The sequence below is a fragment of the Paracoccus wurundjeri genome (assembly GCF_030678915.1).
Classification (GTDB): Bacteria; Pseudomonadota; Alphaproteobacteria; order Rhodobacterales; family Rhodobacteraceae; genus Paracoccus; species Paracoccus onubensis_A.
This window is the reverse complement of sequence record NZ_JAUUTZ010000008.1, coordinates 47808-70132: the sequence shown is the minus strand read 5'-3', so window position 1 is coordinate 70132 and position 22325 is coordinate 47808. Positions and strand designations below refer to the sequence as shown.

The 22325-nt window shown below is 60.4% G+C and carries 24 protein-coding genes; 8 read left to right on the top strand and 16 right to left on the bottom strand.

What is annotated here, in order from left to right; all coding sequences use genetic code 11:
• Nucleotides 1–65: 65 nt before the first annotated feature.
• The 4 genes from Q0601_RS09770 to Q0601_RS09755 form a co-directional block, all read right to left on the bottom strand.
• The gene (locus Q0601_RS09770; RefSeq protein ID WP_119751306.1) at nucleotides 66–611 is read right to left on the bottom strand and encodes a GNAT family N-acetyltransferase; all 546 of its coding nucleotides are present in this window, start codon (nucleotides 609–611) and stop codon (nucleotides 66–68) included.
• Nucleotides 612–734: 123 nt separating this feature from the next.
• On the bottom strand, nucleotides 735–1007 hold the full coding sequence (gene rpmA, locus Q0601_RS09765; protein ID WP_119751204.1) for a 50S ribosomal protein L27: 273 nt from the start codon (nucleotides 1005–1007) through the stop codon (nucleotides 735–737).
• Between the two features lie 12 nt (nucleotides 1008–1019).
• Nucleotides 1020–1469, bottom strand: coding sequence for a 50S ribosomal protein L21 (rplU, locus tag Q0601_RS09760; RefSeq protein ID WP_305289613.1), 450 nt, complete (start codon nucleotides 1467–1469; stop codon nucleotides 1020–1022).
• A gap of 183 nt (nucleotides 1470–1652) precedes the next feature.
• Nucleotides 1653–3473 carry an ABC-F family ATP-binding cassette domain-containing protein gene (locus Q0601_RS09755; protein WP_305289611.1) on the bottom strand — a complete coding sequence of 607 codons (1821 nt, stop codon included), beginning with the start codon at nucleotides 3471–3473 and terminating at the stop codon, nucleotides 1653–1655.
• A gap of 207 nt (nucleotides 3474–3680) precedes the next feature.
• Between Q0601_RS09755 and Q0601_RS09750 the strand changes: the two genes are divergently transcribed.
• Complete coding sequence (locus Q0601_RS09750; RefSeq protein WP_305289609.1) at nucleotides 3681–4679, top strand: Fe(3+) ABC transporter substrate-binding protein; 999 nt, start codon at nucleotides 3681–3683, stop codon at nucleotides 4677–4679.
• Between the two features lie 110 nt (nucleotides 4680–4789).
• Here the strand turns inward: Q0601_RS09750 and rarD are convergent, their stop codons facing one another.
• The 11 genes from rarD to Q0601_RS09695 form a co-directional block, all read right to left on the bottom strand.
• On the bottom strand, nucleotides 4790–5728 hold the full coding sequence (gene rarD, locus Q0601_RS09745) for an EamA family transporter RarD (RefSeq protein WP_305289607.1): 939 nt from the start codon (nucleotides 5726–5728) through the stop codon (nucleotides 4790–4792).
• A gap of 133 nt (nucleotides 5729–5861) precedes the next feature.
• The gene (locus Q0601_RS09740; protein ID WP_305289604.1) at nucleotides 5862–6197 is read right to left on the bottom strand and encodes a DUF1491 family protein; all 336 of its coding nucleotides are present in this window, start codon (nucleotides 6195–6197) and stop codon (nucleotides 5862–5864) included.
• A gap of 4 nt (nucleotides 6198–6201) precedes the next feature.
• Nucleotides 6202–7116, bottom strand: coding sequence for a GTPase Era (gene era / locus Q0601_RS09735; RefSeq protein WP_305289603.1), 915 nt, complete (start codon nucleotides 7114–7116; stop codon nucleotides 6202–6204).
• Nucleotides 7113–7835 carry a ribonuclease III gene (gene rnc / locus Q0601_RS09730; RefSeq protein ID WP_370656115.1) on the bottom strand — a complete coding sequence of 241 codons (723 nt, stop codon included), beginning with the start codon at nucleotides 7833–7835 and terminating at the stop codon, nucleotides 7113–7115. The genes era and rnc overlap by 4 nt, the downstream gene beginning before the upstream one ends.
• Complete coding sequence (lepB, locus tag Q0601_RS09725) at nucleotides 7799–8593, bottom strand: signal peptidase I (RefSeq protein ID WP_305289599.1); 795 nt, start codon at nucleotides 8591–8593, stop codon at nucleotides 7799–7801. The genes rnc and lepB overlap by 37 nt, the downstream gene beginning before the upstream one ends.
• Nucleotides 8594–8670: 77 nt before the next feature.
• On the bottom strand, nucleotides 8671–9072 hold the full coding sequence (acpS, locus tag Q0601_RS09720) for a holo-ACP synthase (protein WP_305289597.1): 402 nt from the start codon (nucleotides 9070–9072) through the stop codon (nucleotides 8671–8673).
• Between the two features lie 58 nt (nucleotides 9073–9130).
• Entirely contained in the window at nucleotides 9131–9604 is a 474-nt protein-coding gene (locus tag Q0601_RS09715) for a hypothetical protein (protein WP_305289595.1), read from the bottom strand.
• Nucleotides 9601–10335, bottom strand: a complete 735-nt coding sequence (locus Q0601_RS09710) for a pyridoxine 5'-phosphate synthase (RefSeq protein WP_305289593.1) — start codon at nucleotides 10333–10335, stop codon at nucleotides 9601–9603. The genes Q0601_RS09715 and Q0601_RS09710 overlap by 4 nt, the downstream gene beginning before the upstream one ends.
• A gap of 27 nt (nucleotides 10336–10362) precedes the next feature.
• Nucleotides 10363–11196 (bottom strand): 4-(cytidine 5'-diphospho)-2-C-methyl-D-erythritol kinase, encoded by an 834-nt coding sequence (locus Q0601_RS09705; RefSeq protein ID WP_305289590.1) that lies wholly within the window; start codon nucleotides 11194–11196, stop codon nucleotides 10363–10365.
• 6 nt (nucleotides 11197–11202) lie between these two features.
• A complete protein-coding gene (locus Q0601_RS09700) occupies nucleotides 11203–13080 on the bottom strand; it encodes a tetratricopeptide repeat protein (RefSeq protein ID WP_305289589.1) in 1878 nt (625 codons plus the stop codon).
• 92 nt (nucleotides 13081–13172) lie between these two features.
• Nucleotides 13173–14843, bottom strand: coding sequence for an electron transfer flavoprotein-ubiquinone oxidoreductase (locus Q0601_RS09695; protein ID WP_305289587.1), 1671 nt, complete (start codon nucleotides 14841–14843; stop codon nucleotides 13173–13175).
• Between the two features lie 244 nt (nucleotides 14844–15087).
• Here Q0601_RS09695 and greA point away from each other — a divergent pair, with 244 nt between their 5' ends.
• On the top strand, nucleotides 15088–15558 hold the full coding sequence (greA, locus tag Q0601_RS09690; protein ID WP_119751219.1) for a transcription elongation factor GreA: 471 nt from the start codon (nucleotides 15088–15090) through the stop codon (nucleotides 15556–15558).
• Nucleotides 15559–15588: 30 nt separating this feature from the next.
• A complete protein-coding gene (locus Q0601_RS09685) occupies nucleotides 15589–16503 on the top strand; it encodes a hypothetical protein (RefSeq protein WP_305289583.1) in 915 nt (304 codons plus the stop codon).
• Nucleotides 16504–16555: 52 nt separating this feature from the next.
• Here Q0601_RS09685 and Q0601_RS09680 read toward each other — a convergent pair whose 3' ends face one another.
• Nucleotides 16556–17389 (bottom strand): ABC transporter permease, encoded by an 834-nt coding sequence (locus Q0601_RS09680; RefSeq protein WP_305289581.1) that lies wholly within the window; start codon nucleotides 17387–17389, stop codon nucleotides 16556–16558.
• Between the two features lie 150 nt (nucleotides 17390–17539).
• Between Q0601_RS09680 and cysQ the strand changes: the two genes are divergently transcribed.
• The 5 genes from cysQ (at nucleotide 17540) to Q0601_RS09655 (ending at nucleotide 22323) form a co-directional block, all read left to right on the top strand.
• Nucleotides 17540–18337 (top strand): 3'(2'),5'-bisphosphate nucleotidase CysQ, encoded by a 798-nt coding sequence (gene cysQ / locus Q0601_RS09675; protein WP_305289578.1) that lies wholly within the window; start codon nucleotides 17540–17542, stop codon nucleotides 18335–18337.
• Nucleotides 18338–18339: 2 nt separating this feature from the next.
• Nucleotides 18340–19140, top strand: a complete 801-nt coding sequence (locus Q0601_RS09670) for a 3-deoxy-manno-octulosonate cytidylyltransferase (protein WP_305289576.1) — start codon at nucleotides 18340–18342, stop codon at nucleotides 19138–19140.
• A gap of 211 nt (nucleotides 19141–19351) precedes the next feature.
• On the top strand, nucleotides 19352–20248 hold the full coding sequence (locus Q0601_RS09665) for a UTP--glucose-1-phosphate uridylyltransferase (RefSeq protein ID WP_305289573.1): 897 nt from the start codon (nucleotides 19352–19354) through the stop codon (nucleotides 20246–20248).
• Nucleotides 20249–20251: 3 nt separating this feature from the next.
• Nucleotides 20252–21238, top strand: a complete 987-nt coding sequence (gene galE, locus Q0601_RS09660; protein ID WP_305289571.1) for a UDP-glucose 4-epimerase GalE — start codon at nucleotides 20252–20254, stop codon at nucleotides 21236–21238.
• Entirely contained in the window at nucleotides 21235–22323 is a 1089-nt protein-coding gene (locus Q0601_RS09655; protein WP_305289569.1) for a glycosyltransferase family 2 protein, read from the top strand. Before galE ends, Q0601_RS09655 begins: the two co-directional genes overlap by 4 nt.
• Nucleotides 22324–22325 lie beyond the last annotated feature (2 nt).

The following is a 22325-nucleotide window of genomic DNA, read 5'->3' as shown; positions in this document are numbered from 1 at the left end:
GAAAAATATCCTTGGGGGTGAAATGCGCGGCAGCGCAAGAGAAGGGCGCAAGCCCCCCTTCTTCCTCAGATCATCTTGCGCAGATAGGTCCATGTCGGCACACGCGCGTTCCGCGCCACGGACCAGCTTTCAGCATCGCCCAGATAGACAAATCCGCTATTGGTCAGCACACGGGCCGAGCCGGGATTGTCCTGAAATGCCTCTGCGAACAGTGTCCGCGCCTTATGCGGATTCGCGGCAACCAATGCCTCGACCGCTTCGGTCGCAAAGCCGGTATTCCAGAAACCGGCACCGATCCAGAATCCCAGTTCGGACTGATCACTGTCCATCCGGGTCAGCGATACGACGCCCAGAACCTCATCCAGCCGATGGGCCGAACCGTCAATCGCCCAGACATCCTCGACCCTGTCGGCAGACAGGGCCCGCGCCACAAAATTTTCCGAGGCGCCGGGCGGCAACGGATGGGGAATGGCCCGGGTTCCTTCCGCCACCCTGCGATCAGAGGTGTAATGGGCGATCATACCCGCATCGGAGGGCCTCAGCGGGCGCAATATGAAACGGCTGGTTTCGATAACCGGCTGGTTCAGAACCACCGTTTCAACAAGTTTCATATCGTCCAACCGTGTACCCTCCCGCATTGGAGCAGACATCATCATTTTTCCTCCCCCGGAAAACGGAGCGGGGGACCGGCTTTCGCCGATCCCCCTTGCTAACATTGGAATGTTACCCTTGGGTTACTCGGCTGCCACCTGTGTGGCCGGAATTACCGAAATATAGGTGCGACCCTTGAGGCCTTTTTTAAAGGCCACATGACCGTCGGTCAGTGCAAAAAGAGTGTGATCCTTGCCCATACCGACGTTATCGCCCGCCCACCATTTGGTGCCGCGCTGGCGCACAATGATGTTACCGGCGGTCGCAGCTTGGCCGCCATAAAGCTTCACGCCAAGGCGACGCCCCGCGGAATCGCGACCGTTGCGGGACGAACCGCCTGCTTTCTTATGTGCCATGGTTCAGTCTCCTTACGCTTCGGTGGCATCAGAGGCCGGTTCAGCCTCATCCGCTTTTTTCTTGGCCTTGGCGGCATTCGCCCTGGCCGGTTTCGCAGCAACTTCCTCGACCTTGGTGCGAGCGCCCACGGCAGCCTTCACACCGGATTTGGCCGCGCCTTTTTCCAGCACGTCGGTCACGCGCAGCAGGGTCAGTTGCTGACGATGCCCACGGGTCCGCTGCGAGCTGTGCTTGCGACGGCGCTTGACGTATTTGATGACCTTGTCACCCTTGATCTGATCGATCACCTCGGCCTGCACCGCAGCACCCTCAACCAGCGGCGCGCCAAGGGTCGAACCGACCATCAGAATCTCGTTGAACTGGACTTTCTCGCCAGCGGCGGCATTCAGCTTTTCAACGCGCAGCACATCACCCGCCTGCACCTTGTATTGCTTGCCGCCAGTTTTAAGAACAGCGAACATCGCTTTGCTTTCCTTTGGTTTCCGCGTCCTTCGGCCCCGGTTTGACCCGGCGTTTGGTGCCTGCGAACAGCGCCCCGTGCAAAGACGGAGATCATATAAATAACATACCGGCCGAAGGGCAACCTTGGCCGGTCCGCATGGATATGGAGGATTCGCGCCGACAAGTCAAGCAAATCCCCGGTTTCAACCTGCCCCGGCCGATTTTTCCTCGAGCATCAGCCATTCCTCTTCAGCCGCATTCAAAGCCGCCTGACGGGCACTCAGCGCTTCGGTGGCTTTCTGAAACTTGGCCGGCGCGGTCTGATACAGATCGGGATCTGCGAGGAACTCGGACAGTTTGGCAATCTCGGCTTCGAGACGCTCGATAACGGCAGGCAATTCGTCCAGCCGGTGCTTTTCGGTGAAACTCAGCCCTGCTTTCGTAAGGCTCGATCTGTCTGGCGTTTTGGGCGATTGCGGGGCCTTTCCGGGCCGCGCGGGCACCCGGACAGCCTCGGTTCCCCGCTGCGCGCGGTAATCGCTCCAGCCTCCGGCATAAGCCACGGCACGGCCATCGCCTTCCATCGCAACGGTCGTTGTTGCGATACGGTCGATGAAATCCCGGTCGTGGCTGACCAGAAGCACCGTACCGTCATAATCACCCAATATATCCTGCAGAAGATCCAGCGTCTCGACATCCAGATCGTTCGTCGGTTCGTCCAGGACAAGCAGGTTCGACGGTTTCGCCATCAACCGCGCAAGCAGCAGCCGCGCCTTTTCTCCACCGGACAGGCTGCGGACCGGCGCGCGCGCCTGTGCATCGTCGAACAGAAAATCTTTCAGGTAAGCCACGACATGACGGGGTTGCCCGCGCACCATGACCTGATCGGCGCGGCCGGATACGCGCATGTCCGCATCTCCGGTCAGCGATTCCCACAGGCTCAGATCGGGGTTCAGGGCAGCACGAGCCTGATCGAATATCGCGATCTCAAGGTTGGTGCCGTGCTTGACGCTGCCTTCATCCGCCGGGAGTTCACCGGTCAGCATCTTGATAAGCGTCGTCTTTCCGGCGCCATTGGGACCAACAAAGGCGATCCGGTCACCCCTGCGAACCAGCAGATTGAACGGGCGCAAGATGGTGCGGTCGCCGAAAGCCTTGCCGATGCCCTGCGCCTCGATCACCTTCTTCCCCGATTGCGCCCCGGCTTCAAGCGCCATCGCCGCCGCGCCCTGACGGGTGATCTGCGCCGCACGCTCGGCCCGCAGCGCCTGCAAGGCCCGCACCCTGCCCTGGTTGCGCTTGCGCCGGGCACTGATCCCCTCGACCGCCCAACGAGCCTCGGCCTTGATCTTGCGGTCCAGCTTGTGGCGTGCGTCGTCCTCTGTCGTCCAGACAGCCTCGCGCCATTCCTCGAAATGCTCGAAACCCCGATCCTGCCGCCGAACCTCGCCCCGGTCGATCCACAGGGTCGCGCGGGTCAGGCGGCGCAGGAAAGCACGGTCATGGCTGATGATGACATAGGCGGCCCGCGTCTGGTTCAGATGGTCTTCAAGCCAGCCGATCGCCTCGATATCCAGATGGTTGGTCGGTTCATCCAGAAGCATCAGTTCGGGCGCCTGCGCGAGAAGACGTGCCAAAGCAGCCCGCCGCCGCTCGCCCCCGGATGCGGTGGAAACCGGGCGATCGGGATCGAATTTCAGCCCTTCGGCGGCCATCTCGACGCGATAGCCCTCGGCCTCGGGTAATCCTGCACGGGCGAAATCGCCAAGTGTCGCGAAAGCCGACAGGTCCGGCTCCTGCTCCATATAGCCGACATGGCTTCCGGCATTCAGCACCACCTCGCCGCGGTCAGGCTCCACAAGACCGGCCATGACCTTCATCAAGGTCGATTTGCCCGATCCGTTCCGCCCGACCAAGGCAATCCTGTCGCCCTGCTGTACCGTTAGGGAGAGGCCGTCAAAGACAGGATTGCCGCCAAAGGTCAGCGAGATATCGGTCAGTTGTAACAGGGGTGCGCGTGCCATTGCCGCGCCTTATCCTGCGGCAGGCGGATGGTCAACGGCAAGCCCGCTCAGATCGCCGATCCGTACCGGTGCATGTAAGATGGCGTGTTTAGGACAGGCACAACACCCGCATAACGTGCAAATTTCTAACCTGTCGCAACTTATTATTGACTGGCCCGTAATCGGAATGCGAAAACAAGCACATTAACCTGACCAAAGGAGTCAAGAATGCGTAACCTGTTGCTTGCTTCCCTTATGGGCGCGACCGCACTGCCCGCCCTGGCCGAGGAGGTAAATGTTTATTCCCACCGCCAGCCGGAACTGCTGAAACCCTTGACCGATGCCTTCACTGAAGCGACCGGCATTACCGTGAACACCGCCTATGTGGACAAGGGCATGGTCGAACGGCTGAAGGCCGAGGGCGACCGCTCGCCCGCCGATCTGATCATGACGGTGGATGTCGCCCGGCTGGGCGAGGTCAAGGATGCCGGAGTGACCCAGCCCGTCGAAAGCGAGGCTTTGGACGTCGTTCCCGAAGCCCTGCGCGACGCCGATCGCAACTGGTTCGGGCTGACCACCCGCGCGCGCATCGTCTATGCCAGCAAAGAGCGGGTCGCCGACGGCGAGGTAACGACCTATGAGGATCTGGCCGATCCGAAATGGAAGGGCCGTATCTGCACGCGCCCCTTTACCCATGACTACAACGTTGCACTGACCGCCGCCCATCTGGCCCATCACGGCGCCGAGGAAACCAAGGCGTGGCTGGAGGGGATCAAGGCGAATCTGGCCAAGCAACCCGAGGGCGGCGACCGCGATCAGGTCAAATCGATCTGGGCGGGCGAATGCGATATCAGTCTGGGCAATACCTATTACATGGGCCAGATGCTTGCCGATGACGAGCAGAAAGACTGGGCGGAGTCGGTCGATATCGTCTTCCCGGTCTTTGACGGCGGCGGCACCCATGTGAACGTGTCGGGCGTGGCCCTGGCGGCGGCATCGCCGAACAAGGACGCGGCGCTCAAGCTGATCGAGTTTCTGGTCGGTGACGAGGCCCAGAAAATCTATGCAGAGACCAACCACGAGTTTCCGGTATCCGACCATGTGGAGCGTTCGGAACTGGTGACGAGCTGGGGTGAGTTCACACCCGACACGATGTCGCTGAGTGAAATTTCGGATCTGCGCTCCGAAGCTCTGACCCTGATCGAAGAGGTCGATTTCGACGGCTGATCCGGATGGCGGGCCATGCGCGGGGCGGAACCGGAAAGGGGGTTCTGCCCCGCCACGCATATGCGTGGTTCCCCGGGGATATTTATGTAAAAGAGAAGCCGGTAAAGGCGTTACTGGATGCGGTGCGCCGCCAATTCACGACGGGTACGTCGCCTTGCGCTGGCCTCGCGGAACAGTGAGACGGAATAAAGCGCAAGCGCCGCCCAGATCATCGGGAAAGCGATCATGCGGGCCGTGTCGAAGGGTTCGCCGAACAGCAGCACCGCCGTCAGGAAAAGCATGGTCGGCGTCAGATATTGCAGGATGCCAATGGTCGAAAGCCGCAGCAGCTTGGCTCCGTTGGCATAGAAAAGAAGCGGAATCGCCGTGATCGGGCCGCAGCCCAGCAGCAGCAGGTTATCCACCATATTGCCCTCTCCGAACGTGCCCTGCCCGGTTGTGCCAAGCCAGATCAGATAGGCCAGCGCGATCGGGGTCAGCAACAGGACCTCCAGAGTGAAGCCCTGATTGGGTCCAAGCGGCAGGCTTTTCTTGAAATAGGCGTAGAAGCCCCAGGTCAGCGTCAGGCCAACGGCGACCAGCGGCAGGCTGCCGGCCGTCACAGTCAGGATCACAACCGCCGCGAAAGCCAGAGCGACAGCGAACATCTTAAGGCGGCTGAGTTTTTCCCCCAGCAGAACCGCCCCCAGCATCACGCTGAACAGCGGGTTGATGTAATAGCCAAGCGCAGCGTCAAGCGTGTGGCCATTGGCGACAGCCCAGACATAAGTCAGCCAGTTGCCCGTGATCAAAGCCGCCGTCAGGGCCGCCATCGCCAGAAGCCGCGGTTTTTTTACGGCGGCGATCACCTCATCGCTGCGCCGCTGCCAGATCAGGACTGCAGCAGCAATCGGCAGAGACCAGAGCGCGCGATGGGCGATAACCTCCATGGGCGGGATATGCGCAATTGCCTTGAGATACAGCGGCATAAGCCCCCATAGAACATAGGCTGCAAGCGCGAAGCCGAAGCCGTGGGGCGAATCGCTGTCTATGCCGGGTTTGCTGCTCATACCTTGTGCATAATCTGCAATTCGAGAGGGCGCCAGAGGCTGAATGAGCTGTTGCAAAAAGCAGAGCCGGGCTGGAAACACAGGGCGATGACGGCATGGGCCTCAAGTCCGCATGACCTGACTGCCGCCGCCCCTATCTCAAACCTTCCTCATCCAGCAAAACCCGCCCATCCCGGCTTTCGATCTCGATCACCCAAAGGTCGGGATCGAAGCCGCGTTGTCTGCGGATGGCCTCATCCACTTGCGCTTCAGGGCCGTCGACAATCCGGTTCCACGAACGGATATCCGTCTCGAAATCCCATTCGCGGGCATAAAGCTGCGCCGTGCCGTCAAGCCGGGCGCATTTGACCAGCACCGCGCCCGCAGTATCATCGCCATGCTCCGACACATAAGCCGGGATATTCGCCTGCCCCAGCCGCGCCAGATAGGCGGAAACCCAGATGCCCGTGGCAAGCCGCGGTTCCGCCATGCCGTCACCCGCCGTCGCGGAAATCGAGGCCCATCTCGCTGTAACGCTCGGCCTCGTTCTGCCAGTTCTCGCGGACCCGAACCTGAAGGAACAGATGGATACGGCGCCCCATGAATTCCTCCAGTTCTGCCCGCGCCGCCTGCCCTACCGCCTTGACCGTCTCTCCGCCCTTGCCCAGTACGATGCCCTTGTGGCCGGTACGGGCGACATAGATCACCTGATCGACGCGGGCGGAACCGTCCTTGCGTTCCTCCCATCCTTCAGTCTCGACGGTGAGCTGATAGGGGATCTCTTCATGCAGGCGCAGGGTCAGCTTCTCGCGGGTGATCTCGGCGGCAATCATGCGCATGGGCAGATCGGCGATCTGATCTTCGGGATAGAGCCAGGGACCTTCGGACAGGGTTTCCGCAAGCCATTTGCGCAGATCGTCGCAGCCATGACCGCGCTCGGCCGAGATCATGAAGCTGCGTTCAAAGGTGAAAGCATCGTTCAGTTGCCGGGACAAGGCCAGCAGGACTTCGGATTTCACCCGGTCGATCTTGTTGATGATCAGGGCGACAGGGGTGCGGGTTTCCTGTTCCTTCAGCGCATCGATGATGGATTGCACGCCGTCAGTCAGGCCGCGATGAGCCTCGACCAGCAGCAGGATGATATCCGCATCTGATGCGCCACCCCATGCCGCCGCCACCATCGAACGATCCAGCCTGCGCCGGGGGCGGAAGATGCCGGGTGTATCGACAAAGACGATCTGCGTCGCGCCCTCAAGGGCGATTCCCCGGATACGGGCGCGAGTCGTCTGTACCTTGTGTGTCACGATCGACACCTTGGCACCGACCATGCGGTTCAGCAGGGTCGATTTGCCGGCATTCGGCTCGCCGATCAGGGCGACGAATCCGGCGCGTGTGGTGCTGTCGCTCATTCACGGCCCTCCAGCCGGTCCAGCAGGGTTTGGGCCGCTGCCTGTTCGATGCTGCGCTTGGTGCCGGTACCGCTGGCTTCGGCACTGCGCCCATCAGCCAGCCGGACGGTGATGAAAAAGACCGGCGCATGGTCCGGTCCACTGCGGCCGGTTTGCTCATAGGTCGGCGGACCCATTCCCTGCGCCTGCGCCCATTCCTGAAGCGCGGTCTTGGCATCGCGGGGATCGTCCTCGACACTGTCCAGACGGTCGCGCCACAGTCGCAAAATCACCTGACGCGCCGCCTCGAAACCGGCATCCAGATAGACCGCGGCCAGAACGGCTTCCATCGCATCGGCCAGAACGGCCTCTTTTCGTCGCCCTCCGGACAGCATCTCCGAGCGGCCCAGCCTGAGCACATCGCCAAGCCCGATCACACGGGCAATCGCCGCGCAGGTCTCGCCCTTGACCAGCGCATTGAAACGGGGGGCAAGCTGACCCTCGGTGGCATCTGCATCGGCAGCGTAAAGCGCCTCGGCCATCACGAGACCCAGCACACGGTCGCCCAGAAATTCCAGACGCTGATTATCGGGGCGGGTCGGCGTCGCCACCGAGCCATGCGTCAGCGCACGGATCAGCAACTCGGGCCGTTCGAACTCATGACCAAGCCGGGCCATGAAGGCACGGATATCACCGCCAAGCCTCACTCGACCGCCTTGAAGAAACGGTCGCCGCGCCATGTCCAGAAATACAACAGCGAGCGACCGGCGGATGAGAACATGATCCGGTCGGCGCGACCGATCAGGAATTCGGCTGGCACGAAACCAAGACCACCGACTTCCTGCGGAAAGCGGGAATCCTCGGAATTGTCACGGTTGTCGCCCATGAAGAAATATTGACCTTCGGGAACCGTGAATGTCGCGGTGTCGTCGGCAACCCAACCCTCGGTAATGTTCAGGATGCTGTGGCTGACGCCATTTGGCAGGGTTTCGGTGTAACGCTCCTTGATGCAGTCGCCGCCTTCGGGCACCGGATCATTGACGCAACGCGGGATCAGGCCCTGCGGTCCCTGCTGTTCCTTGATCTCGGTGAAATCCTCGACGCGCTCACGCCCGGTTTCTTCGCCATTGATCCACAGACGACCGCCCTTCATCTGGATTTCATCGCCGGGCAAGCCAACGACACGCTTGATGAAATCAACGCCGCGGGTGGGATGGCGGAACACGACGACATCGCCCCGCTCGGGCTCGGAACCCAGAATCCGGCCCGAGATCGGGCACATCGAGAACGGGCAGGAATATTGCGAATAGCCATAGGCCATCTTGTTGACGAAAAGGAAATCGCCGATCAGCAATGTGTCCTTCATGCTGCCCGAGGGAATCCAGAAGGGCTGAAAGAACAGGGTGCGGAAAACACCTGCAATCACAAGTGCCCAGAAGATGGTCTTGACCGTCTCCCAGATGCCTTCCTTTTTCTTGCCGGCCGTGCTGTCAGCCATGACTCATGTCCTTCCAGATTACGCAAGGCGCGGCTGCGCCCGCATGTGTTTGGTCTTTTGCAGGGGGCAAAGTCAAGTCACGGCAAACGCCGGGCCTCGATCAGCACAAAAGCCTGTGCCCAGGGGTGGTCATCGGTCAGGGTGACATGGACAACGGCGTCATGGCCGGGCGGGGTCATCCGCGCCAGCCTGTCCGCCGCCCAGCCGGTCAGCGCCATGACGGGCTGCCCGGTCGGCAGATTGCTGACCGCCATGTCGCGCCAGCTGATTCCCATCGCCAACCCGGTTCCAAGCGCTTTCGAGCAGGCCTCTTTTGCGGCCCATCTTTTCGCCAAGGTCCCTGCCTCGTCCTTGCGGCGGGCAGCTTTGGCAAGTTCGGTTTCGGTAAAGACGCGATTGCGGAATCGATCCCCGAAGCGATCCAGCGTGTCCTGGATGCGTTCAATATTCGCAAGATCGGTGCCTATGCCCAGTATCATGCCTTTGGCTGCCCTGCCGGGATCGTGGATATCCGGGCAAAGAAGGAATCTTCCGCTGTCACCTGACCTCCTGCAAGGCAATATCGCCGGTTTTCTGATCGATGGTGATTCCAAGCTGAAACCAGCCGCCATCCTCACCCTGATCGTTTTCCGTCGGATATTGCCGGACCGGAATGGTCAAGGTCAGGCCCGTGGCGGGATCATATTCGGCCTGCCGCTTGCCGAAATCGATCCCGTAGAAACCCTGACGATCCGGAACTCCGACGATCCGGCATTGCCGCCGGCCGATCTCGTCATGCGGCGGGCTGAGAATCAGCAGCTTCATCGCCGCCCCCGCAGGCTCGATATAATCCAGCAAGGTGACGCGAATCCTGCCATCGGCATATGTTGCGGTATTCTGCTCCCACGGCTCGGCAATGACATCTGCCCGCGTCGCGTCATCGCAGGGATATGTTGTCGCATCTTGCGGACCGGCCTGCGCAAGGGCCGGAGCCGCGATCATGCACAGGGTTGCGGCGATCAGGCGTTTCATGACCGGGCCTCGTCCATACGGCGGCGCATTTCGCGGATCGCACCCTCGAGTCCCGAAAAGACGGATTCGGCAATCAGGAAATGACCGATATTCAGTTCCGCAACCTGAGGCAGCGCCGCGATCGGTCCGACGGTATCGAAGGTCAGGCCATGGCCGGCATGAACCTCGAGCCCAAGGCTCGCGGCGAGTTCCGCGCCTCTGGTCAGCCCCGCAAGCTCGGCATCGCGCTCGGCGATGCGGCCCTCGGTGTCGAAATCGCAATAGGCCCCGGTATGCAATTCTACCACCGCCGCGCCGATACGGGCGGCAGCCTCGATCTGGTGGGGATCATGGCCGATGAACAGCGAGACACGGCTGCCAGCCTCGCGCAGGGCGGCGATGAAATCGGCAAGAAATCCCTCATTTCCCGCCACATCAAGACCACCTTCGGTCGTGCGCTCTTCCCGTTTTTCGGGGACCAGGCAGACGGCATGCGGGCGGTGACGCAAAGCGATCCGATGCATTTCCGAAGTGGCGGCCATTTCCAGATTGAGCGGCAACCGCAGATTGGCCATCAGCCCGTCGATATCCGCGTCGGAAATATGGCGGCGATCCTCGCGTAGATGCGCGGTGATGCCATCGGCCCCCGCTTCTTCCGCGATGCGGGCGGCGCGAAGAGGCTCGGGCCAGGGCGTGCCGCGGGCGTTACGGATCGTGGCAACATGGTCGATATTCACGCCAAGACGCAGCATGTGGGTTCTCCGGTATCTTGAGGCAGTTTAACCAGTGGCGGGCGGCGGCGCCAGTTCCGTATGAACCGCCCACCAGCCATGTTGCCGCAACCGCTTGGCGGCATTGGCGGCGCGGCTGGCATTTTCGAAAATCCCGAAACAGGTCGCGCCGGAACCGGACATGCGCGCAAGCACCGCGCCCGAGCCCAGTAAAGCCAAAATCACTTCTCCAATCACCGGAGCAAGGCGAAGCGCAGGAGCTTCGAGATCGTTGCCCGTACCACGCAGCCAGTGGATCAGGGCAGCAAGATCAGGAAAATCGGGAACCGGCGGAAGTGGCGGGTTCTGCCGGTTCTCCATCTGCGCGAACACCTGTGGCGTCGACAGCGACAAACCGGGATTGGCCAGTACCAGCTGCAGCGGAGGAAGCGGGGGAAGCGGCGTCAATTGCTCGCCGATGCCTTGCATCCGAACCGGTTGAGAAGCCAGACAGACTGGCACATCAGCTCCAAGACCCTCCAACCCGCCGGGCAGTATATGCCCCATTCGCCGCAACCCGCGCAGGACCGCAGCCGCATCCGCCGAACCACCGCCGATGCCCGAGGCAACGGGCAGGTTCTTGGTCAGACTGATGGCGGCCTGCACACCGGCCAGCCGGGCAGCGCGCAAGCAAAGATTATCGTCCCCGGGGTCAAGCCCCCCACCGAAAGGGCCGTTAATCGTCAGAGAAAGTGGGCCAGGCGACAGATGCACCACATCCCCGATCGCCGCGAAACAAACCAGCGAATCAACCAGATGATACCCGTCACCGCGCTGGCCGGTCACATGCAGCGCCAGATTCAGCTTGGCCGGAGCATGCTCCGACAATTCCATTGCATTCATTGGGCGTCAGTCGCCGTTTGAGGGTTCGGCATTCGCCTCGGCCTTTGGATCCGGCAATTCCGCCGTTTCGCCGGATGCCTCCTCTTCCTTCAGAACCGTGTCCAGCCCGCGATCCAGCTTGGCCCGGATCCGCTCGGGATCGACCTCGCCGCTTTCGGTCGGCTCGAAGGACAGGGCGCGCCGCCACTGCACCTCGGCCTCGCGTTGACGTCCGACCTTCCAGTAGATATCGCCCAGATGATCGTTCACCACCGGGTCCGAAGACATCGAGGCGACCGCCTTTTCCATTGGGTCGATTGCTTCCTCATAGCGGCCAAGACGATAATAAGCCCAGGCAAGCGAATCGAGGATATATCCGTCATCCGGCGACAGCTCGACCGCTTTGCGGATCAGTTCCAGTCCACGATCCAGATTCTCGTTCCGGTCGATCCAGCTATAGCCCAGATAATTCAGCAAGCTGGGTTCCTCTGGCTGGATTTCTATCGCGGCAAGCAGATCTTTCTCGGCACGCTTGAACTGCCCGGCGCGTTCAAGCGCGATGCCACGGGCATAATAGGCAAACCATTTTTCCTGCGGCTGCGCATCGGCAAGTAGCGAAAGCGCCTTGTCATAGGCCGGCACCGCCTGCGAGAATTTCTGTTGCTGACGCAGCAGATCCCCGAGCGCGATCCAGGCCTGAGGCAGTTCGGGATAAGCGGCGGTCAGTGTCAGGGCGGCACTTTCCGCTTCGTCAGGACGCTCCGCCTGCGACAAAGCCTCTATGCGTGACAATTCCGCAAGCGGCCGCATTTCGCCCATGCGGCGAAGCGCCTCGAATTCCTGTTCGGCCAGGTCGAACTGACTCCGGCTTTGCAATAGTTGCGCGACAGTCAGGCGGGCCGCGCCAAGTTCGGGTGCAAGCCGCACCGCCAACCTTGCATGGATCAGGGACAATGGTTCCGGATCGGGATTCGCGGCAAGCGCCGATGCGAAGGTCAGCAGCAACTGGGCAATACCGTCGGCGGGGGTTTGAACCAGATCGAAGGCGATCGGCTCTCCGGTTTGCAGCTTTTCCCTGAGATCGACAAGCTGGGGTTCCGTTTCAAGCCCCTGAACATCGTTCAGCAGTGCAAGCGCCTCATCCCGGCGCTCAAGCTGCACGAGGATCTGCACCCGCGCGATCACACCCAGAAGATTTTCGCCGATGCGCCTGTCGGACAGCAGCTTATGCGCCCCTTCGTAATCCCCGACCATCGCCCGGGCGAGTGCGAGATGGTAGTGAACCATCGGTGCCACATCCCGGACATTCGCCATCTCTTCGAAGCTTTCCAGTGCGACCGATGCATTCCCGGCACCCAGCAAGGCCCATGCACGCATCATCCCGTCCAGCAGGTTGCCGTTCTCACCGCCCCGCTCGACGCCGCTTTCTTCCAGATTTTCAACCAATCCCGTCCAGTCGCCGTGACGCGCCAGGTCAACCCGGCGAACCAGTTCGGAAAGTTCGGTTCCGCCACCCTGAGCCGCAATTTGCCCGGCCAGCTCGGTCGCGCGCTCGACATCACCGGCCGAGATCTGCGCGACAAGCGCCCCATCCTGAAGGTAAAGATCGTTCGGATCGCTGGCCACGGCCTGCGAGAAATATCGCGCGGCTGCCCGGTAATCGTTAAGGACGGTTGCCATCCTCGCCGCAAGGAAAGGCCCCGCAAGCCCCTTCGTCAGCGGCGCTGGCTCCTCTTGCGCGGCGGTTTCCGCCGGAGCATCCTCTTCGGCGGCGGGAACCGGATCGCTGTCCTGAAATTCCTCGGGCCGCGGCGGCGGCGGTTCCTGCGCGGTGGCGGGCGAGGTCAACGGCCAAAGCAATCCCGCACATAACGTTGCGGTCAAAGCCAAATTCGGACGGGTCATAGTCACTTCATACACCGGCTGGGCAAGGTTGAATTTACCGTAACCCTAACGCCCCCCCAGTTGATGAGCAATGACCGCCACGCGGCACGGCTTCACATATTCGGGTAGTTCGGCCCGTCACCGCCCTGCGGCGTCACCCAGTTGATGTTCTGGCTGGGATCCTTGATGTCGCAGGTCTTGCAATGGACGCAGTTCTGGAAATTGATCACGAAGCGCGGGTCCCCCGCATCCTCGACCACTTCATAGACGCCGGCCGGACAATAGCGCTGTGCCGGTTCCGCATATTGCGGCAGATTGACTGCGATCGGAATCGTTTCGTCCTTCAGCGTCAGATGGCAGGGCTGGCTTTCTTCGTGATTGGTGAAGGAAAACGAGACATTGGTCAGCCGGTCGAACGACAGTTTCCCGTCAGGTCTGGGGTAATCGATCGGCTGGAAATCGCTGGCCTTGCCGGTCGCCTGCGCATCCGTCTTGCCGTGCTTCCACGTGCCCAGAGGGTTCCAGCCGGTCAGATTGGCCACCCACATGTCGAAACCGCCAAGCGCAAGGCTGGCCCAAAGCCCCAGTTTCGACCAAAGCGGCTTGACGTTGCGCACGCGTTTCAGATCCTTGCCGATCTCGCCGCCGTGCACGGCTTCGTCATACGCGGTCAGCCGATCACCGGCGCGGCCTTTCGCCAGGGCCGCCGCAGCAGCCTCGGCCGCCTCGATCCCGGATAACATGGCGTTATGGTTGCCCTTGATCCGCGGCACATTTACCATGCCTGCCGAACAGCCCAGCAAGACCCCGCCATCGAATGACAGTTCGGGGACCGACTGCCAGCCACCCTCGGTGATCGCGCGGGCTCCGTAAGCCACCCGTTTGCCGCCCTCCAGCAGTTCGGCCACCATCGGGTGATGCTTGAAACGCTGAAATTCCATATAGGGGTAAAGATACGGGTTCTGGTAATTCAGATGGACGACGAAGCCGACCAGAACCTGATTATCCTCGAAATGATAGATGAAACTGCCGCCCCCGGCATTCTTGCCCAGCGGCCAGCCCATCGTATGCACGACCCGGCCCTTCCTGAACTTAGCGGGATCGACCTCCCAGATCTCCTTCATTCCAAGCCCGAATTTCTGCGGTTCGTGCCCTTCTGACAGGTTCAGCCTGTTGATGATTTCCTTCGCAAGACTGCCGCGCACGCCTTCGGCGATGAAGACATATTTGCCGTGCAGTTCCATCCCCGGCTCAAATTGGGGTCCCGGCGTGCCGTCCGCGTTCAGCCCCATAACACCGGCCACGACACCCTTCACCCGATCCGCGCCGTTTTCACCCTTGTCCCAGACGATCTCGCTTGCCGCCATGCCGGGAAAGATCTCGACTCCCAGTTCCTCGGCCTGCTCGGCCAGCCAGCGGCAGACATTGCCCATGCTGACGACGTAATTGCCGTGATTATTCATCAGCGGAGGCATCGGCCAGTTCGGCACCCGGATCTGGCCGGACTCGCCCAGGATATAGAAATTGTCGTCCACGACCTCGGTATTCAGCGGCGCGCCTTTTTCCTTCCAGTCGGGGATCAGCCGGTTCAGCCCGGACGGGTCAAGCACGGCACCCGACAGGATATGCGCCCCGACTTCTGAGCCTTTTTCCAGAACCACGACCTCGATTTCGGGATTAATCTGTTTCAGCCGGATCGCCGCAGACAGACCGGCAGGCCCCGCACCCACGATCACAACGTCATATTCCATCGATTCGCGTTCGAACTGCGCGGCTTCCGTCATGGCTGGAATTCTCCTCATCCCTTCTGGCTGAGACAGCACTACATGGCGATATCGCAATGCGCAATCATGACGCAGCGGATTGAACTGGCCAAAAACTGCCATCAAAGCAACCGCCGCTCTTGCAAAGCCTGTGGATTTGGAGTCACGATGCCTGTCAACGGTTCCGGCGCCCCTGTCATGTCAAATGGCGGGGGCGTTCGGTTAACTCCGACAGGATGATGCAATCCGAAAGGACAAGGCAACGATGGACAAGTTACCGATCACAAGGCGCGGCTATCAAGCGCTCGAACAAGAGCTTACCCGGTTGAAATCGACCGAACGGCCGGCGATCATCCGCGCAATCGCCGAAGCACGCGAGCATGGCGATCTGTCGGAAAATGCCGAATATCATGCCGCGCGCGAGAAACAGGGCTTCATCGAAGGCAGGATCAAGGAGCTGGAAGCGATCCTGTCGCGTGCCGACGTCATCGATCCGGCCAAACTGTCGGGATCGATCAAGTTCGGCGCCACTGTCGATCTGATCGACGAGGATACCGAGGAAAAGCGCCGATACCAGATCGTCGGCGAGGCCGAGGCCGATATCGAGCGTGGACTACTTAACATGCGTTCGCCTCTGGCCCGTGCACTGATCGGCAAGGACGAGGGCGACAGCATCGAGGTGAACACGCCCGGCGGCCAGCGCAGCTACGAGATCCTCGCCATCCGGTATGAGTGACTTATGCCCCCCGGCAGCAACGGCACAGCGATGACAGAGCACAAACCGGTCCTGATGATCGGCCTGGCACTGAGTGCGATCTGGGTGGCTCTTCTACTGGGGTTCTGGTTACTGATCCCGGTCAGGACGGATGCGGAAACCGGCGGGATCACCCGGCTCGTGATCATTATCGGGATCGTGATGCCTCTTATCCTGATCTGGATGGCGGTCGGGCTTGCCCGCGCAATCAGCGATTTGCGCGCGGAAGCGGCGGAACTGCGCTCTGATCTCGATCAGTTGAAGCAACTCGCGTCCAAGCCACCCAAATCCACCACGCCGCAAGTCGTGCCGGAACCGATACCAACACAGCCACTCCCCGCAGCGCAACCGCGCCCTGCCCCCCCTGCCGCGATCGCGCAGCCAAGGCAACCCGCGGCAGCCCCGCATCAGGCAAGCATGGATTTCGATTCCCCCGAGCCGGCACCCATCCCGGCAGATACGCTAGTTCTTGCGCTCAATTTCCCCGACGATGCGGACGATCACGAAACCATTGCGGCGCTGCGCACCGCATTGAAGGAGCCCGAGACCGCCCGCGTCCTTCGCGCCGCTCAGGATGTTGTGACATTGCTCGCCGGGCATGGCATCTTTATGGACGATCTGCCGCCAGAACATGCGTCGCCTGCCATCTGGAGAAAATTCGCGGAAGGTGAGCGCGGTAAGATCGCTGCCAAAATCGGCGGCATTCGCGATGCTGACGCGTTGGAGATCGTATCCGCCCTGTTACGCGGTGACGAGATTTTCCGCGATACCGCGCATCACTTCCTGCGTCATTTCGATACGTTATTGACCCGCGACCTGCCTCGTCTGGAAGATGTTCATGTGCAAGCCTTGGCCGATACCCGCACCGCGCGTGGCTTTATGTTGATCGGACGCGCTGCGGGCGTATTCGGTCAGACCGGGGCGTGAACATGGAATACCCGCGCCCCTATCTATAAACCTGAATACCGGTTCGAGCGGTCTATTGCGCCGCGCCCCAGCTCAACGATTCATATTTGCGGGCGGCGAAGTTGATCAGCAACCCGACCATCAGCAATCCGATGAAAACCCATATCGCATAATGGTAATCGGTCTTTTGCGGTGTGTAATTGACGAACAGATATCCGCGAAGCTGGTCCACGACGTGAAACAGCGGGTTCCAGGAGAACCACGGCAGCACGAAATTCGGCAAGGAATTCGCAACGAACATCTTGCCCGAGGCGATCATGTTCACCCGCTGATAGACTTGGGTCATGATCCCGACCGCCTTTGGCATCCATGGTCGAATCCCGACGAAGACCAATCCCACGCAGACGCCCCCGAACCATCCCAGCAGAAAGATGGCAAGGCAGCCGGGGAAGAAATAGAATGTGATCGGCGTCACCGCGAGGTGATACAGCCCGAGAATCACGATCCCGCTCAGCATCTGTCGGTAAAGAACGGCAAGCGCCGCCGCAGCGATCATGACCGCGGCATTCATCGGCCCATGTTTGGCCAGACCTCCGCCGACGGAATAGCTTCCGGAGACCTGTGCGACGGTCTGCACATGTGTCATGAACACGAAGATGCCCGACATCATGAACAGGATGAAATCGCCCCGGATCGGGGATGATCGAATTCCGACAACGAAATACAAAAGCGCAAAAAAACCAACAAAGATAGCAGTCTGGGCAATCGTGAAAAGCAGGCCCATGACCGCGTTCCGGTCGTTATTGCGCAGATTGTAAACCGTCTGATGATAGATCAGATTCAGCGTCGTAAAGATCGCATCCAGGAAATTTCGGTTTCGGCGCTGTGTAAACAATGTAAAAATCAATCGAATTTGTGCTGCGGGTGCACACGAAATACATAATTCCGTGAGATTAGGCGGTACCATAGGCGGACCGCGGTTGCACGAGGATACCCGGATATGTAAGCCCGCACAATCAAGACTTGGGCACCGAACCGCGAAGCAGAGGAAAAGTCGATGCAATTTGATCTACTTGTTACTGAAATGCGCCGCCTCGCCTTGCAGGCGGGCGAAAAGATCATGGAAATCTATAATGCCGACGATTTCGCTGTCCGGGCCAAGTCCGACGATTCGCCCGTCACCGCCGCGGACGAAGCCGCAGATGCACTGATTTCCGCGGGGCTGCGCGCAACATTCCCCGATATCCCGCTGGTCACAGAAGAACAGGCCGCGACTCACGGGCAGACGGTCGGGACCTTCCTGATCGTCGATCCGCTGGATGGTACAAAGGAATTCGTACAGCGCCGGGGGGATTTCACCGTCAATATCGCCTATGTCGAGAACGGCGTCCCCCTGCGCGGTGTGGTTTACGCGCCGGCAAAGGACCGTCTGTTCTATACTACGGCGGATGGACGCTCGGTCGAGGAACGCGGGCCGTTCGGGAAAGAACCTGGCGAGGTGAACTCGATCGGGGTGAACCCGACTCCGGATAACCGGGGGCTGATGGTCGTGGCGTCGAAGTCGCATCGTGATGCCGCCACGGACGAATATATCGCGCGCTATTCGGCGCGGGACATGACCAGTGCCGGATCGTCGCTGAAATTCTGCCTTGTCGCGACCGGTGAGGCCGATCTTTATCCCCGGCTTGGCCGGACCATGGAATGGGACACCGCAGCCGGCGATGCCGTGCTTCGCGGTGCCGGGGGCGAGGTCGTGCGCTTCGACGATCACGCACCGCTCGCCTACGGCAAACCCGGCTTCGAGAATCCGTTCTTTATCGCATTCGCACCCGGTGTATTGCTAGTGAAGGACTGACGATGTCGGTCCTCATCCTCATTCCGGCGCGTTACGCTTCAAGCCGTTATCCCGGCAAACCGCTGGTCGGGCTGAAGGGGGCGTCGGGTGAAACGCGCAGTCTGATTCGCCGAAGCTGGGAAGCGGCCATGGCCGTGCAAGGGGCAGACCATGTCGCCGTCGCCACCGATGACGAGCGGATCCGGGATCACGCCCAGGCTTTTGGCGCCAGAGTCATCATGACCTCGTCGGATTGCCGCAATGGCACCGAACGCTGCGCGGAAGCCATGACCGCGTTTGACGATATTCCCGAGATCGTAGTTAATCTTCAGGGTGACGCGCCTCTGACGCCCGCGTGGTTCATCGAGGATCTGATCGCCGGGCTGCGTGCCGATCCCGCTGCGGATGTCGCCACACCGGTTTTGCGCTGCACCGGACAGATGCGCGACGACCTGCTGGCCGACCGTATGGCGGGACGGATCGGCGGCACCACGGCCGTTTTCGGGCATGACAGGCAGGCGCTGTATTTCTCGAAGGAAGTCATCCCCTATACCGGGGAAAGCTATGGCCCGGACGATCCCAGCCCGGTCTATCATCATGTGGGTGTCTATGCTTATCGTCCACCCGCTTTGACCGCCTATCCGACATGGTCCGAGGGAACGCTTGAAAAGCTGGAGGGGCTCGAACAATTGCGGTTCCTTGAACGGGGCCGCAGGCTGCTTTGCGTCGAGGTCGAAGCCCGCGGACGTCAATTCTGGGAACTGAACAACCCCCAGGACGTTACACGTCTGGAAACCATGATGAAGCAAATGGAAATCGATTGACAAAATGGCGTAACGTCAGGTGTTAAACATGTGATAATTGTTTGAGTGGAAACCAGCCTATGATAGCATTTTAACCAGATTGCCGTCTTTCAAAGCATAAGTGATCAAACTATTTTGCGCGCGACGCGTTAGGCGCAGTGAACGTAAACATTCTTTAACTATTTCGCTTTCACATCTGTGATAAGCAGACAGCAACTAAAGGGGCACTTGTATGAGCCGTAAAGTCACCAAAGCCATTTTCCCGGTTGCCGGCCTGGGAACGCGCTTCCTGCCTGCGACGAAAAGCATTCCGAAAGAGATCATGACTCTGGTCGACCGACCGCTGATCCAATACGCCATCGATGAGGCGCGGGCTGCCGGGATCAAGGAATTCATCTTCGTGACCTCTCGTGGCAAGGGTGCCCTCGAAGATTACTTCGATCACGCGCATGAGCTTGAATCCAATCTCAAAAAGGCGGGCAAGACCGGGCTTCTGGATACGCTGCGCAAGACCAATATGGAATCCGGCGCGATTGCCTATATCCGCCAGCACAAGGCGTTGGGTTTGGGCCATGCAGTCTGGTGCGCCCGCCGGTTGCTGGCCGATGACGAAGCCTTTGCGGTGATCCTGACCGATGACGTCATCATGGGCGAACCTCCCTGTCTCCAGCAGATGATCGAGGCTTATGGCGAGACCGGCGGCAGCATGGTCGCCACGATGGAAGTCCCCGAAGAAAAAGCCTCTGCCTACGGCGTTCTGGACGTGGATGAAGACATGGGCGCCATCGTCCGCGCCAAGGGCATGGTGGAAAAGCCCGCGCTTGGTTCCGCGCCGTCCAATCTTGCGGTCATCGGACGTTATATCCTTGCCCCCACGGTGATGCAGAACCTGAACAAGCTCAAGCAGGGCTCGGGTGGCGAAATTCAGCTGACCGATGCGATTGCCGATGAGATCAATGCCGGGCGCGATGTTTACGGCCTGCGCTTCCGTGGTCAGCGTTTCGACTGCGGTTCCAAGGCCGGTTTCCTTCAGGCAACGGTTGCCTTCGGACTCGAACGCGACGAACTGCGCGATGAATTTCTGGATTTCCTGCATGGCATAACCGCTATGCGCCGCGCCGCGGAGTAAACGATGTCCGGAAAAGTATTGGTGACCGGCGGTGCCGGTTATATCGGTTCGCATGCCTGCAAGGCGCTTGCGAAGGCGGGTTATATACCTGTAACTCTGGACAATCTTTCGACAGGCTGGGCCGATGCGGTCAAGTTCGGGCCATTGGTCAGGGCGGACCTGGCCGATCGCGCCTCGCTGGATGCCGCATTTGCCGAGCATAAACCGATTGCCGTGCTGCATTTCGCCGCGCTCAGTCAGGTCGGCGAGGCAATGGCCGAGCCGGGCAAATACTGGCGGAACAATGTCTGGGGATCGCTGAATCTGATCGAGGCTGCGGTCGCGGCGGACTGTATGAATTTCGTCTTCAGTTCGACCTGCGCGACCTATGGCGATTGCGATGGCGAAGTTCTGGACGAAAGCTCGGCGCAAGCGCCGCTGAACGCCTATGGCGCCAGCAAGCGCGCGATCGAAAACATGCTGACGGATTTCGAGGCTGCGCATGGGCTGCGCCATGTGATCTTCCGCTATTTCAACGTAGCTGGCGCCGATCCGGATTCCGAGGTGGGCGAATTCCACCGCCCCGAAACCCATCTGATCCCGCTGATCCTCGATGCCGTCGACGGCAAACGCGATGCCCTGACGATCCACGGCACCGATTATCCGACACCGGACGGCACCTGCATCCGCGACTATGTCCATGTCATGGATCTGGTCGATGCTCATGTCCAGGGGCTGGAATGGCTGCGGACGGGCAAGGGCAGCCGGGTCTTCTGCCTTGGCACGGGCGACGGTTTCTCGGTTCGCGAAGTTGTAGAGGCAACGCGCAGCGTCACCAACCGCCCCGTCCCGATGGTGGACGGCCCGCGCCGTGGCGGGGATGCGGTCAAACTGGTCTGCGGTAGCCAGCGCGCGAAGGACGAACTGGGCTGGCGGCCCGGGCGTTCGACCATGAAGCAGATGATCGCCGACGCCTGGCGTTGGCATCAAAACGGCAATTACCAGGCTTGACCACGGTATCCGGACAGCAAGCCAGCCGTCTGCGGCGGCTCTGGTCCCGATATCGCCTGCGATGGAAGCGGCGTGAGATCCTGTGGCGCGCCATTCGCGTGGGCCGCAGACTCACGCCGCTTGCCGATCGCACCGCGGCAATCCGCAAGAAGGACATCCTGCTATTCGCGACCATCCGGAACGAAGCCGGCAGGCTTCCGGAATTTCTGGCGCATTACAGGAAGCTGGGCGTCCAGCATTTCCTGATCGTGGATAATGACAGTAATGACGGCTCGACCGCGCTTCTGCTTGAACAGCCGGATCTGTCCCTATGGCGCAGTCGGGACAGTTATCGCGCCGCGCGGTTCGGCATGGACTGGATCGGGGCGCTTTTGCTGCGATACGGTCACGATCACTGGTGTGTGACGGTCGATGCCGATGAGCTGTTGATCTATCCCGATTGGGAACGCCGCGACCTTTCGCGGCTGACCGGTTTTCTTGAAGAACAGCAGATGGCCGGCATGGGTGCCCTGATGCTGGACCTGTATCCGCGGCTGCCATTGGGTCAATCCGAAGCGCCTTGGGATGCCCCCCTGACCGAGCGGCTGCCCTGGTTTGATGCCGGCCCCTATCGCTGCGAAATCTCGCGCCCCAAGGGCAACCGCATTCTGCGCGGCGGCGTGCGGGAGCGGGTCTTCTTTCAGGACGACCGTGATATCTCGCCCACTCTGAACAAACTTCCGCTGATCCGCTGGCATTGGCGATATGTCTATGTGAATTCGACACATTCGCTTCTGCCCGGTCATCTGAACGAGCTTTATGACGGCCCCGGTGATCCCCGACTCAGCGGCGTGCTGCTGCACAGCAAGTTCCTGCCGGAAATCATCGGAAAATCTTCGGAAGAGCTGAAAAGACGTCAGCATTTTTCGGATCCGGATCAGTTCGTGGATTATCATCAGACTCTCGTCGAAGGGCCGATATTGTGGAACAGCAACTCTCGGCGTTATACGGGATGGAAGAATCTGGTCGAGCTTGGCCTGATGGGAACGGGGCAGGCACCGGACTTGCCCCTTGAAGCGGCAAGGCATAGTGCAGAAACTGAATAGAT